The organism is Candidatus Accumulibacter contiguus, assembly GCF_012940005.1.
GTDB classification, from domain to species: Bacteria; Pseudomonadota; Gammaproteobacteria; order Burkholderiales; family Rhodocyclaceae; genus Accumulibacter; species Accumulibacter contiguus.
Genome location: NZ_SPMX01000012.1, coordinates 79,140 through 96,998, shown reverse-complemented (window position 1 = coordinate 96,998; position 17,859 = coordinate 79,140). Strand labels below are relative to the sequence as shown.

The following is a 17,859-nucleotide window of genomic DNA, read 5'->3' as shown; positions in this document are numbered from 1 at the left end:
TGGCCGGAAGCGTCCAGCCGCAAGCCGGTGGCTACGCTGCGGCTCGGCGCTTGTCGCAAGGCGAGTGCGGGAAAAGCCTCGTCGTGCTAAATTGGTGTTTTCCCCAGCCTGCCTGCGGCCAGCTGTCATGACCGAAAAAAACCGTACCGCCACTGCCACCGCCTCCATGAGCCTCAGAAAATACGGGTTGCGCGTTATACTTTGCGTGCTGGTCATCGGTGCTTTGGGCTATTTTGCACTGCCTCCGCTCGTGCAATCGACGCTTGTCGAGAAACTCTCCGAGGCCTTGCACCGACCGGTAACCGTTGACAGCATCAGCATAAACCCCTATGCGCTGTCCTTGCAAGTTGTCGGACTTGCGATTCAGGAAAAAGGGGGAGGAGAGAAGGTTCTGGGATTTGACCGCCTGTATGTCAACGTCGAATCGACTTCGCTGTGGCGTGGTGGCCCGGTAATCAGTGAGCTGAAACTGGAGGGGCCGGCCTTGAAGGTCGTGCGTCTGCCTGACGGACGCTTCAACTTCTCTGATCTGATCGACGAGTGGATGGGCAAGCCGGAGTCCAATGATCCTGTCTCGCTTTTTTCACTCAACAACATCCAGATCACTGGCGGCAGGCTCGAATTCGACGATCAGGCCAACGGGGGAAAGCACCTCATTGACGAGATTAACATTGCGCTGCCGTTTATCTCGAGCTTGCCCCAGGCCACCGAGATCTATGTCGAGCCAGCTTTTTCGGCGTCGATCGATGGCTCGCCACTACTCGTCCAGGGCAGGAGCAAACCTTTCGCAAAATCGATCGACAGCGAGTTGGCGTTTGATTTTCGTGATGTGCAACTGGGCAGATATATTGCTTATGTGCCGATTCGCTTGCCGATTCAGGTCGTCTCCGGTGCCCTCGACAGTGACTTGAAGCTGGTTTTTTCGCCGACAGGACGACCAGCATTCGACCGTTGGTCTCGCAGGCAATGTCGCCATTCGGGATCTGAACGTCCAGGATTCTTCAGGTTCACCACTGCTGTCCCTGAAGCGCATCGACGTTCAGCTTGGGTCTCTGGATCCGATCAATCGAAACTTCGTGATCGATAGGGTAGCCGTCGATTCGCCCGAGATCCATGCGCGGGTCAGTCGGCAGGGCACGATCAACTGGATCGATTTCTTCAGCAGGGAACTCTCAGAACTCGCAGCCCACGAGGGGGCTGCGCCGGATGTGCAGCCTGCACCGCTCGCGTGGTCGCTGGGCGAAGCGAAGCTCACCGGCGGTGCGCTGCGCTGGCTCGACGAGTCGCATGGCAAGCCATTCCATGCGAGCGTCGAAGGAATCGATCTTGCCTTGCAGAAACTGGATTCCAAGGGTGGCGCTGCGGCCGAGTTCGCTGCCGCCTGGCGCCTGCAGGCTGCCCAGTGGATCAAGGTCGATGCTTTCTCGGTCAAGGGAGGTCGGCTGGATCTGGCCAAGCGTGAAGTGGTGATCGATGAGGTCGCGGCACGCGGCGCCAGCTTGCTGATTCGGCGCGCTGCCGACGGCAGCATCGAGTTTGTCGAGCCTCCTTCCTTGCGTGTGGTCAAGGCTTCGCAGAAGGATTCCTTGCGCCCATGGCAGGTGAGCGTCGCCAAGTACCGCGGTGAAGACCTCGGGCTGCGTTTCGAGGATGCGGCTGTCTCGCCGGTGGCGACGCACACCATTGAAGGCATGAGCATTGATGCCGAAAACCTGTCCACCGAACCCGGCAGGACCGCCAGGGTGTCGACGCGTTTGCGGCTCAATCGCAAGGGAGAGGTCGAGGCTGCTGGCAGCGTGAAGGTCTTCCCGCTCGATCTGGACCTCAAGGTGGCCGTCAAGACGCTGGAACTCTTGCCACTGCAACCCTACTTTACCGAGCGGCTGAACATCGATGTCACCCGCGGCCAGGTGACGCTGAACGGAGTCGTGCAGTTGCGCCAGGTCGGGACCGGCGCCGTCGACGCGGCCACGCTGGCTGGGGGAGTCTCCGGGCAGGTGACGGTAGGCGATTTCTACGCGGTGGACAAGATCAATTCCGCCGATTTCCTCAAGTGGAAGTCCCTCTACCTCGGCAAGATCGATGTGCGCCTGAATCCGGATTCGCTGTCGATTGGCGATGTGGCGCTCGCTGATTTTTTTGCGCGCGTGATCATCAGCCGTCAGGGCCAGCTGAACCTGTTGCAGATCGTTCGCCAGACCGACGCAGCACCATCTGCCGTGGCAGCCAAGTTGTCGGCGCAAGCGGAGGGGCTTGCCGGTGCAGGTACGGCGGTGGCGCCGCTGGTCGCCAGCGGCAAGCCATCGCTGCCGATCAAGATTGGCAAGATCACGCTGCAGAACGGCGATATCCGGTTCAGCGACAATTTCATCAAGCCGAACTACTCGGCCAATCTCAGGAAAATTGGTGGAAGCATCAGCGGGCTGTCCTCGGTGAATGACAGCGTCGCGAGCCTCGACCTGCGCGGAAGTTACGACAATATCGCGCCTATCAACGTATCGGGGCAGATCAACCCGCTGTCGGCCAAACCCTATCTTGATCTTCAGGCCGATATCAAGGGGATCGAGATGAGCTCACTGTCGCCGTACTCGGGCAAGTATGCCGGGTACGCGATTGAAAAAGGCAAGTTGTCGCTGTTCGTCAAGTACAAGATCCAGAATGACCAGCTGACTGCCGAGAATCGGGTCTTTCTCGATCAGCTGACCTTTGGCAACGCGGTAGATAGTCCGGATGCGACCAAGCTGCCGGTGACTCTCGCCCTTGCCCTGCTCAAGAACCGCAACGGAGAGATCGACATCAATCTGCCGATCGCCGGTTCTCTCAATGATCCCGAATTCAGTGTCGGTGGTCTGGTCGTCAAGGTGATCGTGAACCTGCTGGTCAAGGCGGTGACTTCGCCCTTTGCCTTACTGGGATCGATATTTGGCGGTGGTGAGGAGTTGTCGAACGTCGAATTCGCTTTCGGACAGGCATTGATCACGCCTCCGGCACAGCAGCGGCTGGAAAATCTGGCCAAGGCCCTGATCGACCGGCCCGCGCTCAGGCTCGAAATCGAAGGGCGTGCAGACCCGGAGAACGATCCCGAGGGATTGAAACGAGATCGCCTGGATCGCAAGCTGCGGGCGCTGAAGCGGGATGATTTGACCAGGAAGGGTGTCGAGAGTGGTTCGACGGATGCCATCGAGATCGCTGCCAACGAGTATCCCGTGCTGCTTGAGCGTGTCTATCGTGCCGAGAAGTTTCCCAAACCGCGTAATCTGGTGGGTCTGGTGAAGGGGCTTCCGGTCGAGGAAATGGAGAAACTGATTCTCGCCAATGCCGTCGTGGATGAGGAAGATTTGCGAGATCTTGCCGATCGCAGGGCAAAAACGGTACTGGACTGGCTGGCGGCCCATGAGGTTCCCGCAGAGCGCCTATTCCTGCTGCCGGTGAAGCTGGTGACGACGGATGGCAAATCGGAAGCAGCAAACAGGGAAAGCCGAGTTGCCCTGTCCTTGAAATAGAACTGCCTTGCGAATCTGGACAGTCCTAACGGTCATGACTTTTCCAGGCACCACCGATCATGAAGGTCATGACCGTTTCCCTCTCCCCCAACCCCTCCCCCGCGAGTGGGGAGGGGAGGTTCGTGAGTCGCTGACGCGACTTTCATGGTAATCGGAAAGAAGCTGCGGATGAGTGAGTATGTGGCAAATACTCCAAGTAAAGGGGCTACAGCAGAAGAGAAATGAGCAAAACCGAACTCGAAGCAGCGTTTTGTGCGACGACGTATCGGGTGACGACCCCCGAGGGCTTTTTTTCCTTGCGAATTGGCGTACCTGCCCCCGCTTTCGACGCTTTCCTGCTTGGCCTGGCCGCCGCTCAGCATCTGGCCTGCGATGACGAGCCTGGGAAGGCCTCCGAGATGTGCTGGGGGATAGTTACGGCATACAATCCGGCAGCGCTGTTCCCTGAAGAGAAGAACCGGCTTGCTCAGGAGCGATTGCTCGAAAGAATCCAGGCCTTGGGCTGGTGTTTTCTTGCCGCCAGCAACCTTGCCGACGACGGTATCTGGCCCGAGGAACCGAGTTATCTGGTATTGCAAGCGGACGAGCAACAAATGCGCATGCTGGCGAGCGAGTTCAGTCAACTCGCCGTGGTTTGTGGACGAACGGGCTCGGTACCGAAACTGCTCTGGCTTTGAGGCTTGCCGGGGATAGTGACTATGGTTGCCTGACCGGTGGCAGGCGCGCCTGGATACGCCTGGAATATTTTTTCTGTGAGGTGATGGAGCACTGTGAGCAAGCACGTTGGGCGTTTCGAGATCATTCGTGAACTGGGTCGAGGTGCCCAGAGCATTGTCTATCTCGCTCGTGATCCACATTTGCAAAGACAAGTGGCGATCAAGACGCTCCACTTTGCACGTTCTGATCCGCAGCAGAATCGCCAGTTGCTGGATGAGGCAAGGATGGTCAGCCAGTTACGCCACCCGAACATCGTTCCGATCTTCGAGGCTGCCGAGGAACGGGGTGATCTTTATCTCGTTTTCCAGTACGTCCCGGGCAAAAACCTGGCCGAGCACCTGGCGCAGAGCGGCGCGCCGAAGCCAGCCAGAGCGATTGCGATCATGCAGGCGATCCTCGATGCAATTGCGCATGCGCATGCGGCGGGAATCATCCATCGTGACCTCAAGCCGAGCAACATTCTGATTGACGACGATGAACTGCCGCGCGTGATGGATTTCGGCATCGCCGCTCGTACCGGGGCGCTGTCGGGCGACGGCGGACAACTGACTGGCACACCGGCCTACATGGCACCAGAGTACATTTTGCAGCGCACGAGCAGCGAACGGTCCGACATTTTTTCGGCGGGCATGGTTTTCTATGAGTTGCTGACCGGCAAGCGGGCGATTCCCGGGAACGACATTCTGCTGGTGATGAAACAGATCGCCAGCGAGGACATCCGGCTGCCGCAAGACAGCAGCGGCCTACTGGAAGAGCGATTGGCGCATCTTCTCTACCGGGCGCTGGCGCGCGATCCACAGAGTCGCTACGAATCAGCCAGGCAGATGCGCGAGGCGCTGGACGACTACCTGGCACCGGAGACCCTGCAGCCGTCGGCCGATCCGAGGCAGAGTACGATCGATTTCCTGTTGCGGCGCATGCGACACAAGAGCGATTTTCCGGCCCTCTCGGAGTCGGTCGGGGCGATCAACCGGATCACGGCCTCGGAGAATCAGAGTATTTCCGAAGTCTCGAACACCATCCTCAAGGATTTCTCGCTGACCAACAAGCTTCTGCGCATGGTCAATTCGGTGTATTACCAGCAGGCGGGTGGCGGCAACATCAGCACGGTTTCCCGCGCGGTGGTGGTCCTTGGTCTCGATGCGGTGCGCAGCATTGCCATCACGGTGTTGCTTCTCGATCACCTGCAAAACAAGGACAATGCCAATCAACTCAAGGATGAGTTCCTGCGTGCCAACCTGGCCGGGGTACTGGCCAGGGACCTTGCCGGCAAGAGCGCTGCGCGCCTGGACATCGAGCAGGCCTTTATCTGCTCGATGTTCCACAATCTGGGTCGTTTGCTGAGCCAGTATTACTTCCCGGAAGAAAGCGCCGAGATGAAGCGCATGCTGCTGCAGAAAAACTGTTCCGAGGAGGCGGCAGCACTGCAGGTGCTGGGGATCTCGCTCGAGGATCTCGGCATTGGCATTGCCCAGACCTGGGGATTTCCAAGATTGATCGTCAATAGCATGCGTCGGCTTCCGGCGGGCAGCATTCGCCGCTCGCTCAATCCCGAAGATCGCTTGCGGGTGTTCTCGGCGCTGTCGAACGAGCTATGCACGGTGATTTCGGAAACCGCAAGCGAACAGCAGGCGAGAGAACTGCGCAAGATCGCGGCGCGTTTCGGCGAGGCCGTCGCACTCGACGAACAGGAACTGCGTAGTGCCCTGGAAAAATCGCTGGAGCAGGTGACGCAGTTTGCCGCCACCATTCATCTGAATCTGCAGCAGACGCGTTTCGGCAGGCAGATCACGGCCTGGGGAGGTGCGCCGACCAGTCCGCCAACGCTCGAATTGATGCCAGGTACCGACGATGGCCTGGCAGGTACAGTTCTCTCGGATGTCATTGCAGAGGGGGTAGCCGCAGATCCTGTGGTCGATTGCGGCGAATTCGCTGCCGGGACTGAGACGGTGGCCAGCGAAGCCATCCTGCTGGCCGGAATTCAGGATTTGAGCAACGTGTTGGTCAACAGCTTCAAGCTCAATGATGTGCTGCGCATCACGCTCGAAACCATCTACCGTGCGAAGGGCTTCAAGCGCGTCATCCTGTGTATTCGTGAAGCGCGCAGCAATTCGATGCTCGGTCGTTTCGGCTTTGGTCCCGATGCACTGGATATCGCCAAGAGCTTCCGATTTTCACTCGTGTTTACCCCGGATATCTTTCATGCGGCACTTGCCAAAGGCGTTGATATTCTGATCAGCGACACCAATGATCCGAAAATTGCAGCGCGCATCCCGGGGTGGTTTCGCAAGGCGGTGGCTGCCGAAACCTTTGTCGTTTTTCCGCTCTGCGTCAACGGCAATGGGGTGGCCATGATCTATGCCGACCGCGCACATGCAGGCGAGATCGTAATTTCCGAGAAAGAACTGGCCTTGATGAGAACCTTGCGCAATATGGCTGTGCTAGCCATCAAGCAGTCGATCTGAGGTGATCGGCAGAGCGGTGCCCATCAGGCAGAGTCTGCCCGGGTCGACGTTTTTCCATGGCTTGACGGCCGCGCCGATCTACCAGAGTTTCCACCATGGTTCCTGACGATCCAGACCGCGGACGTAGTATTCGCTGTTTGGAAAGTTCTTGCGCATGACACGTTCGGCGTCGTCGCGCAGATCGGTGAGTCCGAGCGCGTCATAGGCCTTGACCATGATGAAAAGTGCTTCCTCGGTGGCCGGCGTATCGGGATAGTTCAACACCGCGTACTGGGCACGGTTCGCAGCTGCCAGATAGGCTCCTCGTTTCATGTAGTAGCGAGCGACGTGCAGTTCAAGCGAGGCCAGGGCATTGACCAGGTACTTCATGCGCAAGATCGCATCGGGCGTGTACTTGCTGTCCGGAAAGCGAGTGACCAGTTCGCGGAATGCGTCAAACGACTCGCGTGCGCTCTTCGGGTCGCGCTCGGTCATGTCCTGGTTGCCGATTGCGCCCATGATGCCGAGGTTTTCGTTGAAGTTGATCAGCCCACGCAGGTAATACACGTAATCAACATTCGGGTGATTCGGATGCAGCTTGATGAAGCGATCGCAGGCGGCAATCGCCGCCGCGGGCTCCAGATCTTTCCAGTAAGCGTAGGCGATGTCGATTTGCGCTTGTTGCGCGTAGCGACCGTAGGGATAGCGTGATTCGAGCTTTTCGAAGTACTTGATCGACTTGGCATAGGAGCCGTCATTGAGCGCATCCTTGGCTTCGGCATAGAGCTTGTTTGCCGACCAGCCAATGGTTTCATCCTTTTCTTCGGGAAAAAGCCCACAGCCCGAGAGCAGAGAAACGACAATGAGCGCTGCGATAACCGCTACACTACGCATGATGGAAAACCCGAAGAAAAGAAAGGCATCGGCCGATGCGAGCAAGCAGGACATCGGGTACGCCGATTATAGCTCAAACCCCGGCATTGCCCTGATCGTGCCTGGCGAGTGCAGCGGCCAACGCCTGGACCAGATTCTTGCGCGCCTGCTGGCGCAGCATTCGCGTAGCCGCTTGCAGGGCTGGATACGCGAGGGCAGGGTGGTGGTGAACCACGCGCCGATCGTCGAGCCTCGATACAAGCTGTGGGGTGGCGAAACCATCGAAGTTGCCGAAGCACCTGACGAACGTGCCGAATCGTCCACTCCGGAGGACATTCCCTTGCAGGTGGTCCACGAGGATGAGCAGATGATGGTCATCGACAAGCCGGCTGGCCTGGTTGTTCATCCGGGCAGTGGGAACTGGAGCGGCACCTTGCTGAATGCCTTGTTGCATTATGCTCCACAACTCGACAAGGTGCCGCGGGCCGGCATTGTGCATCGACTCGACAAGGATACCAGTGGTCTGATGGTCGTCGCCAAGACACTCGAGGCGCAGACCGATCTGATACGGCAGCTGCAGGCGCGAACCGTCAAACGCCATTATCAGGCCTTGGCGCGGGGCATCGTCGAGCGCTCGGGGAGCGTGGATGCACCAATCGGCCGGCATCCGACCCTGCGGACTCGCATGGCAGTGGTGCGGACGGGCAAACCGGCGCGCACGCACTACCGGGTGCTGGAATCGTTCGTCGGGTGTACGCTGATCGAGTGCGCGCTGGAAACCGGGCGGACGCACCAGATTCGCGTGCACATGATGTCGGTCGGGCATCCGCTGGTTGGTGATCCGGCATACGGCGGTGGCGCCAGTCGTGTGCCGCGAGGGCCCTTGTTTCCTCGCCAGGCGCTGCACGCGAGTCGTCTGGCTCTGACTCACCCGCAGACGGGTAGAGCGGTATTCTGGAAATCGAGCTTGCCCGAGGACATGGCAGCGCTGCTCGAAACACTGCGGCAGGAAGTGCTGTCAGTGCGCAGCAGCGAAGCAACATACGATCCAGACGATGAAGACGCCTGGGATGATGGAGATCAGGAGGGCGGCCCGGAAGTGATCTACATCGATGACGATGAGGTAGTCGATGAGCAATGAGGAGCCACTCATGCGTGGCCACCTTCGCGACTTGGCGCTTGAACCTTGAACCCATGACCGCCTGGATTATTCCTGACTGGCCGGCACCGGCGAGTGTACGCAGCCTCATCACGACTCGTCAGGGTGGGGTGAGCAGGGCACCGTACGCCAGCCTCAACCTCGGCGATCACGTGGGTGATGACCCTCTGGCGGTAGCGGCCAACCGTCAACGGCTTGGCCGGAGTCTGCCGGCGACACCCTGCTGGCTGCAGCAGGTGCACGGCACGACAGTGCTTGACGCCGGTGCAGGCAGCGCGCAAGTCCGGGTAGCCGACGGCGCATTTGCGCGCAATGTCGGTGTCGTCTGTGTGGTGATGACTGCGGATTGTCTGCCGGTGCTGCTCTGTGACCGCGCCGGGACCGTCGTTGCTGCCGCGCATGCCGGTTGGCGCGGCCTGCAGGCCGGCATTCTGGAAAGAACGGTGGCCGCCATGGCGGTGCCAGGCGTAGAGTTGCTCGCATATCTGGGGCCTGCCATCGGTCCTCAGGCCTTCGAGGTCGGCGGCGAGGTGAGGGCTGCGTTCGTCGATGCGCACGCGCAGGCGGCAGCCGCTTTCAAGCCACTGCCGCAGCCGGTTAACAGGTCTGGTGGCTGGCTGGCCGATATTTATCGGCTGGCCCGTCAGCGTCTTGCGAGCCTGGGTGTCGAAGGCGTCTACGGCGGAGAATACTGCACGGTCAGTCAAGAAAGCCGTTTTTTTTTCGTATCGGCGTGACGGCGTGACTGGACGCATGGCGTCGCTGATCTGGCTATCCGAATAAAATCAGTGCTCGGGTTTCTCGTGGTCTGTGCGATCGCTCGCGGGACTTGCTTCTCTGGACATCCGTGCCGCACGACGCCGCCGACCGGCGCCGCCGAAAAGCCACAGCAGCAGTGTCGTCGGTGCCAGACCATAGAAAACGAGCGTCAATATGCCGGCGACGACACTGGTCTCGGTCAGTGCCATCAACACGGTCACGTATAGCCAGGCGATTACGACGATATGCATGAGCACATTATAAGCTGCCGCTTGCTTGACTGTCGGTGACCAGAGCCGGTGCACGTGGATGCGCAGGGGACTGGCTGCGGCAGCATGGCAAGTACTTTGGCATTGACAGCGTCGATGCTGCAATGCAGAATCACTAGTTCGAGTGTTGTTTCAACCGTCCACAAGAAAGGAAAAAGCTATGACGCAACGTGTTGCTTTGGTTACAGGTGCTATGGGTGGGATCGGAACGGCCATTTGCCAGGAACTGGCCAAGGCCGGCCACAAGGTGGTTGCCGCCTACCATCCGGAGTTTGACAAGCCGGAAGAGTGGACAAAGGCCATGGCGGAAGCCGGTTTCAACGACTTCATCTGTGTTGCCGGCGACGTCTCCGATTACGACTCCTGCGTCGCCCTTACTGCGGAGGCGGAAGCCAAGGCGGGTCCGATCGACATCCTGGTCAATAACGCCGGCATTACCCGTGACAAGATGTTCGCGCGGATGGAGCTGGCGCAGTGGAATGCCGTGATCTCAACCAACCTGAATAGCCTCTTCAACATGACCAAGCAGGTCTCGTCGAAGATGGCCGAACGTGGTTGGGGCCGGATCATCAACATCTCTTCGCTCAACGGTCTCAAGGGCCAGGCTGGCCAGACCAACTACTCGGCTGCAAAAGCGGGCGTGATTGGTTTCACCAAGGCGCTTGCTGCCGAACTGGCGGCCAAGGGCGTGACGGTCAACGCCATCTGCCCTGGCTATGTAGCCACCCCGATGGTGATGGCGATCAAGCCGGAGATCCTGCAGGGCATCATCGATACGGTTCCGATGAAGCGTCTGGCCAAACCGGAAGAAATCGGTGGCGCATGTGCCTATCTCGCTTCGGACATCGCCGGCTTCATGACTGGTTCGACGATGAACATCTGTGGTGGTTTGTACTATCAATAAACAGTTTCCTGGATCAGGAAAGTCAGGACAGGCTCCAATAGGAGCCTGTTTTTTTTTGGTAGGCGTATAATTGTGCTGCACCGCATCAAAGGACGCGAAAGAGCGCCCGTCGAGTCATCTGCAAATGGAGGAAGGGTCGCCATGCCCGAACAGCTGCGACTGATCAAGAAATACCCGAACCGTCGTCTTTACGACACCAAGACCAGCGCGTACATCACCTTGAGCGACGTGAAGGATCTCGTGTTATTGAAAGAAAACTTCAATGTGCTCGATGCCAAGACCGGCGAGGACATCACGCGCAGCATCCTGCTGCAGATCATCCTCGAGGAGGAAGCGGCCGGCATCCCCTTGTTTACCACGGATCTCCTGGCTCAGATGATTCGCTTCTACGGTCACGCCATGCAGGGAATGCTCGGCAAGTATCTGGAAACGAACATCAAGTCCTTCGTCGATTTTCAGAAGAAGCTGCAGGACCAGTCACAACAGCTCTATGGTGAAAACAGCAGCCAGATGCAGAACGACATGTGGTCGCAGTTCATGAACTTCCAGGGCCCGGCGATGCAGACGATGATGGCCACCTACATGGAGCAGAGCAAGAAGATGCTGCACCAGATGCAGGACCAGTTGAAATCCCAGACCCGCACCCTGTTTACCAGCATCCCGCTGCCGGGATTTCCGGTGGATACGGTCAAGCAGACGAAGGACGCCGAGAAGTAGGTCCTGCAGCCGAGGTGATCGCGCCGTACCAGCGTGAGGTTTCTGGGCAGTTACGCCGGCCTTGCAGCCGGCGTATTCCATCCCGTTAATGTGAAAGTCGCGTCAGCGACTCACGAATCTCCCCTCCCCACTCGCGGGGGGCGCAGGCGGGGTTTCGCGGAGCACCGCTCCGCGCCGCCGCAGCCGGCCCGCGATGCCGCGCGGGCCGTGGAAGGGGTTGGGGGAGAGGAAAACGGTCATGACTTTCATCATCGGGTGTCTTGCAAAGTCATGACCGTTAGCGTAGCAGCGCTACATAGGTTGCCGCGATGATCGCCGTAGTGATCACGCCACTGATGTTGGCTCCCAGGGCGTGCGGCAGGATGATCGCTCCGGCGTTGGCATTGGAAGCAATCTTCTGGACGACCTTGGCAGTCGTCGGGACGCAACTGACCCCGGCAATGCCGATCATCGGATTGTATTTCCCGCCCGTCCAGAAATACAGGATGTAACCGCCGAGGAGGCCGCCGAGAGCGGAGATCGTCAAGGCCAGCATTCCCAGCAGCAACAGTTTCAGGACCGTCGGGTCAAGCAGGGTATTGGCTTCGCAAAGGATCCCCAGCGTCAGTCCGAGAAAGAACGTTGCCGCATAGAGAAATACATCGCCTAGCAGTTTGGTAAAGGGGTCGATGCCGCTTTCGCGAACCGCGACGCCGACGAACAGCGAAAAGAACAAGGGAGCAGCAACCGGAAACAGCAGGCACAGCAGCGTACAGGCGACCACCGCGAAGGTGAGTTTCTGTGCGCGGCTGATCTTCGGTCCGCGATCTGCAGCCATGTTGATGCCGCGGATGTGCTCCGGTACCAGCCACTTGATCAGGTATGGGTAAGCACCATAGGTCAGGCCGAGATAGAGATAGCCAACGACGGTGATCGGCACGAACAGATCCTTGGCCAACACCAGTGAGGTGAACAGCACCATCGGCCCGTCAGCACCGCCGATCGTAGCGACAGCTGCAGCCTGGCCCGGATTAAGGCCCAGCGAGACGGCGATCGGGAAGACGGCGATGGTTCCCAACTCGGCGAACAGCGCGATGAAGATGCTCTGGAAGGGCCGTGCCATCACGTAACCGACATCGAGCAGGACGCCGATGCCCATGAATACCAGACAGGCGATCAGACCGTTGCTGAAGGTCAGGGTGTAGATCGGTTGCAGCCAGTCGATCTGCATGATGTTCATCAGATCGATCGGATCGGAGATCAACGGATCGACGAACAGCGTCCCCATCTTGCCGCCTTCGAGGAACATGACGCCGGCATTGACCGAGGACATGCCCAGCCCCATCGGGATCATTAACAGGGGTTCGAGGACGTTCTTGGAACCCAGATAGATCAGAAAGAAGCCGAGCAGCATCAGGAAGATGCGCCCGAACATGATTTTCGGCTCCGAGGCCGCCAGCGTGGCAATGCCCTGGAACAGATCGAGAAGATGAATGCCTTCCATACGCTTCAGTCCTCGCGCCAGACGACCGGATTTCTTCGTCCGCGCATCGAATTGCAGACGGCAGGAGCACGCCCCTGCCTGTTAGCCGAGATCAAGCGATGGTCACCAGTGGCTGACCGCCCTCGACCGCATCACCTGGCGCGACCAGCACACGCGTCACCTGGCCCGCGCGGCTGGCCATGACAGGCGTCTTCATTTTCATCGCTTCGAGCACCAGCAGCCGATCGCCGGCGGCAACCGTCTGGCCGACCTTGACGTCAACCTCGACTACTACCCCGCCCATGCCGGCAAGCTCGTCGCCGGCGCCAGCCGCAGCAGTGCCTCTGGGTGCCGCCGGGGCTGCGCTGGGGGCACTAGCTGCTGCGGCCACCGGAAGGACAGCGGCGGCAGGGTTGGGCGAGTGCGTGGACTGGCCGGCAGTGAGTTCCAGCACGCTGACGTCGTACTCGCGTCCGTTTACAGTAACCTTGAATTGTCTGGGCATGTCTTGCTCCTTTTATCTGGGGCCTCGGCCCGTAAGCCCCGGCGTATGTGATGAATGTTGGGTGGCACGCGCACCGGCTGCCCAGCCGTGACTGGTTGGTGCAATGTGCAGAATGTGGTGTGGCCCGATGGCGGCAAAGATCGCCGCCGACAGCGCAGCGACATCCTCGTCGGGTACGCCGAGTCCGATCGGGCAGACGGTTCCGATCGGTATGTCGACGGGTTTGGTCTTTTCCATCCGGCCAGTCAAAGAAACCATTACCTTGATCAGCACGGCAACCAGCACCGAGATGACGATGGAAATGCCGTAGACCTGCAGCGCCTTGAAAATGGCGTCAGTCACCATGGGGTGTCTTCCTTCCGTTGCCGATTACATGGGGATGTTGCCGTGCTTCTTCGCCGGCCGGAGTTCTCGTTTGTCGAGGATTTTGCGCAGCGCCAGGGCGACCATCCAGCGCGTATCCTGTGGTTCGATCACGTCCGTGATGTAGAAATTGCCGGCCGAAACGTAGGGTGACGCGAATTCGTCCCGGTACTCCTGCGCCAGTTCTGCGGCCTTGGCCTGGCGATCCTCTGCCTCCGCCAGTTCCTTGCGATAGAGGATCTTGACGGCAGCTTCGGCGCCCATCACGGCGATCTCGGCCGTTGGCCAGGCGAAAACCATGTCTGCTCCCATTTCCTGGCTGCACATCGCGAGATACGAGCCACCGTAAGCCTTGCGCAGGATCACCGTGATTTTCGGTGCGGTGCACGATCCGTAAGCAGAGAGCATCTTCGCGCCATGGCGGATGATGCCGCTGCGTTCCTGCTCGACTCCCGGCAGGAAACCCGGAACATCCACCAGGGTCACCAGCGGGACGTTGAAGATGTTGCAGGTCCGCACAAAGCGGGCCACCTTGTCGGCTGCATTGAGATCGAGTGCGCCAGCCATCACCATTGGCTGGTTGGCGACGATGCCAACCACGACGCCGCTGATGCGGGCGAAGCCGACGACGACGTTGCGGGCAAAACCGGCATGCACCTCCATCAGTTCGCCATGGTCGACGACGCGGCGAATCACCGCGTACATGTCGAGCGGTTCGGACGGGCTGTCCGGGATGCAGTCGTTGATCGCCGGGTCTTCCATTTCGTCGATCGGCACTTCGAGATGGTGTGGCGGATCCTCGGTGTTGTTGGCCGGCAGGTAGGAAAGCAGTTGTTTGACCAGCGCGATGGCATGCTGATCGTCTTCCGCAATGAAGTGGGCATTGCCGCTGACCGTGGCATGCATCTCGGCGCCGCCGACTTCCGCCATCGTCGTCGCGCGGCCGGTGACTGCCTTGATTACCTCGGGGCCGGTGAGGAACATATGCGCGTTGTTGCGGGTCATGATCACGAAGTCCATCAATGCCGGCGAATAGGCTGCACCACCTGCACACGGACCGCAGATCACCGCGATCTGTGGCACCACCCCGGAAAGCAGCACATTGGCGTAGAACACGTCGCCATAGCCGGAAAGTGCATCGACACCCTCCTGAATGCGGGCACCGCCCGAATCCTTGAAGGCCACCACCGGCACGCCGATCTTGAGGGCGTGCCGCATGATGCGGGTGATCTTTCTGGCCTGCATCTTGCCCAGCGTGCCGGCAACGACGCTGAAATCCTGGCTGAAAGCAGCGACCTGCGTGTTTCCTACGTAACCGCTGCCAGCGATCACGCCGTCAGCGGGCAGGGTCCGCCCGGCCATGCCGAAGGAGGTTGCGCTGTGTTCGGCATGCAGACCGAGTTCCTGGAAAGTACCTTCGGCAAACAGGGTGTCGAGCCGCTCGCGAGCCGACAACAAACCCTTGGCGTGCAGCGCTTCCAACTTTTCTGGGCTGACGTTTTCAGTCAGTTTTGCGCGCCTCGCGCGCAGCTTATCGATCAACTCCGGTCGTATCGTCATCTGGATTCCTAACAGGTGGCTAAGTTGGATTAATTCTCATTCTCGCAGCAGCGAGCTGCTGGCGACCTTCCGGCAGCGTAGTATCCATACTTTTGCGGGTGTTGGCTAGTGCCAGAAAAAAAATGTTCGTGCTGGTCGAAGCGCGACCATACTCCAGATCACCGCAAAGGACGGTGTCTGATGACGTACAATAAGGGCAGCAGCCGGGATCTGTTTCCGCCGTTGGCCGGGCGCTTTGCAGAAGAGGTGCCGTCTGAAATAGAAAAGGCCCCGACTAATCGGGGCCTTTTTATTGGGTGCCTGGTGCCCAAGAGAGGAATCGAACCTCCACGGTGTTGCCACCACTAGGACCTGAACCTAGCGCGTCTACCAATTTCGCCACCTGGGCAATTCCAGCGAGAGCCGAATTCTATAGGAACATGAGGAAATGTCAATCATGAACATGTCGGCAATCCGACGCCGCGATCCGTACCTGGAACGTGAACTAAAACACTACGAGCAACCCTTGCCTTCGCGCGAATATATCCTGCAGATTCTCGAGGAGCAGGGCAAACCAGTGGGTTTCGACGAGCTTTGTGCGCTGCTCGACATCCAGACAACCGAGTTCGAGCCGTTTCAGCGCCGCTTGCGGGCGATGGAGCGCGAGGCGCAGTTGTTGCGCAACCGCAAGGCTTCGTACCTCCTGCCGGAACGTGCCAGTCTGATCGCCGGGCGCGTCGAGGGACATCCCGATGGGTATGGCTTCCTGGTGCCGGATGATGGTAGCGATGACCTGGCTCTCGAAGCCCGGCAAATGTCCAAGGTGCTGCATCGCGATCGCGCCCTGGTGCGTGTCGTCGGCACCGACCGCCGTGGACGCCGTGAGGGCGTCATCGTCGAGGTGCTGGAGCGGGCCAATAGCCGGGTCGTTGGTCGCGTCCTGCTGGAACATGGGATCACCGTCGTGGTACCCGAAAACAAACGTATCAACCAGGACATCCTGGTCGCGCCGAACGGGAATATCCATGCCCGTTCGGGCGAGGTGGTGACGGTCGAGATCATCGAGCAGCCCGGCCGGCATTCGAAGCCGATTGGGCGCATCGTCGAGGTACTCGGCAACTACACCGACCCGGGAATGGAAATCGAGATCGCGCTGCGCAAGCACGAACTGCCGTTCGAGTTCTCAAGCAGTGCGCTTGCAGAAGCTGCGGCGTTGCCGGATACCCTGGACCCGGCTGATTGGCAAGGTCGTACCGACTTGCGGGCGCTGCCGCTGGTAACCATCGACGGGGAAACGGCGAGGGATTTCGACGACGCGGTTTTCGCCGAGAAGCAGGGTTCTGGCTGGCGACTGGTGGTGGCGATTGCCGACGTCAGTCACTATGTGCAGCCGGCCACGGCGCTGGATCGTGAGGCTCGGGAACGCGGCAATTCGGTCTATTTCCCTCGCCGGGTCATTCCGATGTTGCCGGAGAAGCTCTCCAACGGCCTGTGTTCGCTGAATCCCGACGTCGAGCGCCTGGCGATGGTTTGCGACATGCGGATCGACCGCCATGGCGAGATCACCGATTACCAGTTCTATCCGGCGGTTTTCCGCTCGCAGGCGCGGCTGACCTATGATCAGGTATGGAACTGGCTGGCCGGCATGACGCAGCCGGAGAACGATTTCCATCGTGGCCTGCAGCCGCATCTGCAGACGCTCTACGCACTGTTCAAGGTGCTTGTCGAGGCACGTGGCAAACGCGGGGCGATTGACTTCGAAACCATCGAAACGATGATGCTGTTCAACGCGCAGGGCAAGATCGAAAACATTGTTCCGGTGCGTCGCAACGACGCGCACCGTGTGATCGAGGAGTGCATGCTCGCCGCCAATGTCTGTGCTTCGGACTTTCTTCAGGCCAGGCGGCAGCCGTGCCTGTACCGGATTCATGAAGGTCCGACGGCGGAGAAACTCGAGGCACTGCGCAACTTCCTCAAGGAATTCGGGATTGGCCTGGGCGGCGGTGACGATCCGACTGCCAGGGATTATGCTGAATTGCTGGAGAGCATCAAGGACCGCCCCGATGCCCAGTTGCTGCAGACGGTGATGCTGCGCTCACTGCGCCAGGCCATGTACAGCCCCGATAATGTCGGACATTTCGGCTTGTCGTACGAGCACTATACCCATTTCACTTCGCCGATCCGCCGCTACCCGGACCTGCTGATCCATCGTTCGATCAAGGCGGTGCTGGCGGGAACGCACTATCAGCCAGGCAAGTGGGACGACATTGGTCTGCACTGTTCGATGACCGAGCGGCGCGCCGACGAGGCGACACGCGATGTCGGCAACTGGCTGAAGTGCTACTACATGCGCGACCGTATCGGTGAGAGCTTTGCCGGAACGATTGCCGCAGTGGTACCCTTCGGGATTTTCGTCGCGCTCGATGAGGTCTATGTCGAGGGTCTGGTGCATGTTTCGGAACTCGGTGAGGAGTATTTTCAGTACGACAGCGTCAAACACCAGATGCTCGGCGAGCGAACCGGCCGCCGCTATCGTCTCGGTGACCGTTTGCAGGTGAAGCTCGTCAGGGCGGATCTGGAAACCGGGCGAATCGATTTCGTGCTCTCCGAGCCGTCGTGATCCGCAGCCGCGGCAGAAAGTGGCG

Annotated in this window: 14 protein-coding genes, 1 tRNA gene and 1 pseudogene; 9 read left to right on the top strand and 7 right to left on the bottom strand. The window is 59.4% G+C overall.

Features of this window, described 5'->3' with window-relative positions; genetic code table 11:
- Positions 1–127 precede the first annotated feature (127 nt).
- The 4 genes from E4Q08_RS05880 to E4Q08_RS05865 all read left to right on the top strand — a co-directional run bounded on the left by E4Q08_RS05880 (position 128) and on the right by E4Q08_RS05865 (position 6,685).
- Entirely contained in the window at positions 128–1,087 is a 960-nt protein-coding gene (locus E4Q08_RS05880; protein ID WP_169069685.1) for an AsmA family protein, read from the top strand.
- Entirely contained in the window at positions 975–3,503 is a 2,529-nt protein-coding gene (locus tag E4Q08_RS05875; RefSeq protein WP_443984447.1) for a DUF748 domain-containing protein, read from the top strand. Before E4Q08_RS05880 ends, E4Q08_RS05875 begins: the two co-directional genes overlap by 113 nt.
- A gap of 221 nt (positions 3,504–3,724) precedes the next feature.
- Positions 3,725–4,180, top strand: a complete 456-nt coding sequence (locus E4Q08_RS05870; protein WP_034919379.1) for a DUF3293 domain-containing protein — start codon at positions 3,725–3,727, stop codon at positions 4,178–4,180.
- A 93-nt stretch (positions 4,181–4,273) separates the two neighbouring features.
- The gene (locus tag E4Q08_RS05865; RefSeq protein WP_034919374.1) at positions 4,274–6,685 is read left to right on the top strand and encodes a serine/threonine protein kinase; all 2,412 of its coding nucleotides are present in this window, start codon (positions 4,274–4,276) and stop codon (positions 6,683–6,685) included.
- 78 nt (positions 6,686–6,763) lie between these two features.
- Here the strand turns inward: E4Q08_RS05865 and E4Q08_RS05860 are convergent, their stop codons facing one another.
- Positions 6,764–7,558: an outer membrane protein assembly factor BamD gene (locus E4Q08_RS05860; protein WP_169069683.1), complete on the bottom strand. Its 795-nt coding sequence runs from the start codon at positions 7,556–7,558 to the stop codon at positions 6,764–6,766.
- A gap of 1 nt (position 7,559) precedes the next feature.
- Here E4Q08_RS05860 and rluD point away from each other — a divergent pair, with 1 nt between their 5' ends.
- Both rluD and pgeF read left to right on the top strand, forming a co-directional pair.
- The gene (gene rluD, locus E4Q08_RS05855) at positions 7,560–8,678 is read left to right on the top strand and encodes a 23S rRNA pseudouridine(1911/1915/1917) synthase RluD (protein WP_169069743.1); all 1,119 of its coding nucleotides are present in this window, start codon (positions 7,560–7,562) and stop codon (positions 8,676–8,678) included.
- Between the two features lie 53 nt (positions 8,679–8,731).
- Positions 8,732–9,479: pseudogene (gene pgeF / locus E4Q08_RS05850) on the top strand (peptidoglycan editing factor PgeF).
- Positions 9,480–9,481: 2 nt separating this feature from the next.
- Here the strand turns inward: pgeF and E4Q08_RS05845 are convergent.
- The gene (locus E4Q08_RS05845; RefSeq protein ID WP_169069682.1) at positions 9,482–9,706 is read right to left on the bottom strand and encodes a hypothetical protein; all 225 of its coding nucleotides are present in this window, start codon (positions 9,704–9,706) and stop codon (positions 9,482–9,484) included.
- Between the two features lie 178 nt (positions 9,707–9,884).
- Here E4Q08_RS05845 and phbB point away from each other — a divergent pair, with 178 nt between their 5' ends.
- Positions 9,885–10,628 carry an acetoacetyl-CoA reductase gene (phbB, locus tag E4Q08_RS05840; RefSeq protein WP_034919366.1) on the top strand — a complete coding sequence of 248 codons (744 nt, stop codon included), beginning with the start codon at positions 9,885–9,887 and terminating at the stop codon, positions 10,626–10,628.
- Between the two features lie 141 nt (positions 10,629–10,769).
- Entirely contained in the window at positions 10,770–11,345 is a 576-nt protein-coding gene (phaR, locus tag E4Q08_RS05835) for a polyhydroxyalkanoate synthesis repressor PhaR (protein ID WP_169069681.1), read from the top strand.
- 277 nt (positions 11,346–11,622) lie between these two features.
- On the opposite strand, the gene E4Q08_RS05830 is transcribed toward phaR, so the two are convergent.
- The 5 genes from E4Q08_RS05830 to E4Q08_RS05810 form a co-directional block, all read right to left on the bottom strand.
- The gene (locus tag E4Q08_RS05830; RefSeq protein ID WP_169069680.1) at positions 11,623–12,828 is read right to left on the bottom strand and encodes a sodium ion-translocating decarboxylase subunit beta; all 1,206 of its coding nucleotides are present in this window, start codon (positions 12,826–12,828) and stop codon (positions 11,623–11,625) included.
- A gap of 91 nt (positions 12,829–12,919) precedes the next feature.
- Complete coding sequence (locus tag E4Q08_RS05825; protein WP_034919360.1) at positions 12,920–13,312, bottom strand: acyl-CoA carboxylase biotin carboxyl carrier protein subunit; 393 nt, start codon at positions 13,310–13,312, stop codon at positions 12,920–12,922.
- Positions 13,313–13,324: 12 nt separating this feature from the next.
- The gene (locus E4Q08_RS05820; RefSeq protein WP_034919357.1) at positions 13,325–13,657 is read right to left on the bottom strand and encodes a hypothetical protein; all 333 of its coding nucleotides are present in this window, start codon (positions 13,655–13,657) and stop codon (positions 13,325–13,327) included.
- A 24-nt stretch (positions 13,658–13,681) separates the two neighbouring features.
- A complete protein-coding gene (locus tag E4Q08_RS05815) occupies positions 13,682–15,235 on the bottom strand; it encodes an acyl-CoA carboxylase subunit beta (protein WP_169069679.1) in 1,554 nt (517 codons plus the stop codon).
- A gap of 301 nt (positions 15,236–15,536) precedes the next feature.
- Positions 15,537–15,623, bottom strand: a tRNA-Leu gene (locus tag E4Q08_RS05810).
- 39 nt (positions 15,624–15,662) lie between these two features.
- Between E4Q08_RS05810 and rnr the strand changes: the two genes are divergently transcribed.
- On the top strand, positions 15,663–17,834 hold the full coding sequence (gene rnr, locus E4Q08_RS05805) for a ribonuclease R (protein ID WP_169069678.1): 2,172 nt from the start codon (positions 15,663–15,665) through the stop codon (positions 17,832–17,834).
- Positions 17,835–17,859 lie beyond the last annotated feature (25 nt).

What these genes read in the sequence shown, in the direction of transcription:
- E4Q08_RS05830 (WP_169069680.1), bottom strand. Translation starts at nt 12,828, where the DNA reads ATGGAAGGCATTCATCTTCTCGATCTGTTCCAGGGCATTGCCACGCTG.
- rnr (WP_169069678.1), top strand. Translation starts at nt 15,663, where the DNA reads ATGTCAATCATGAACATGTCGGCAATCCGACGCCGCGATCCGTACCTG.
- rluD (WP_169069743.1), top strand. Translation starts at nt 7,560, where the DNA reads ATGGAAAACCCGAAGAAAAGAAAGGCATCGGCCGATGCGAGCAAGCAG.
- E4Q08_RS05815 (WP_169069679.1), bottom strand. Translation starts at nt 15,235, where the DNA reads ATGACGATACGACCGGAGTTGATCGATAAGCTGCGCGCGAGGCGCGCA.
- phbB (WP_034919366.1), top strand. Translation starts at nt 9,885, where the DNA reads ATGACGCAACGTGTTGCTTTGGTTACAGGTGCTATGGGTGGGATCGGA.
- E4Q08_RS05870 (WP_034919379.1), top strand. Translation starts at nt 3,725, where the DNA reads ATGAGCAAAACCGAACTCGAAGCAGCGTTTTGTGCGACGACGTATCGG.
- E4Q08_RS05880 (WP_169069685.1), top strand. Translation starts at nt 128, where the DNA reads ATGACCGAAAAAAACCGTACCGCCACTGCCACCGCCTCCATGAGCCTC.
- E4Q08_RS05860 (WP_169069683.1), bottom strand. Translation starts at nt 7,558, where the DNA reads ATGCGTAGTGTAGCGGTTATCGCAGCGCTCATTGTCGTTTCTCTGCTC.
- phaR (WP_169069681.1), top strand. Translation starts at nt 10,770, where the DNA reads ATGCCCGAACAGCTGCGACTGATCAAGAAATACCCGAACCGTCGTCTT.
- E4Q08_RS05845 (WP_169069682.1), bottom strand. Translation starts at nt 9,706, where the DNA reads ATGCATATCGTCGTAATCGCCTGGCTATACGTGACCGTGTTGATGGCA.
- E4Q08_RS05825 (WP_034919360.1), bottom strand. Translation starts at nt 13,312, where the DNA reads ATGCCCAGACAATTCAAGGTTACTGTAAACGGACGCGAGTACGACGTC.
- E4Q08_RS05820 (WP_034919357.1), bottom strand. Translation starts at nt 13,657, where the DNA reads ATGGTGACTGACGCCATTTTCAAGGCGCTGCAGGTCTACGGCATTTCC.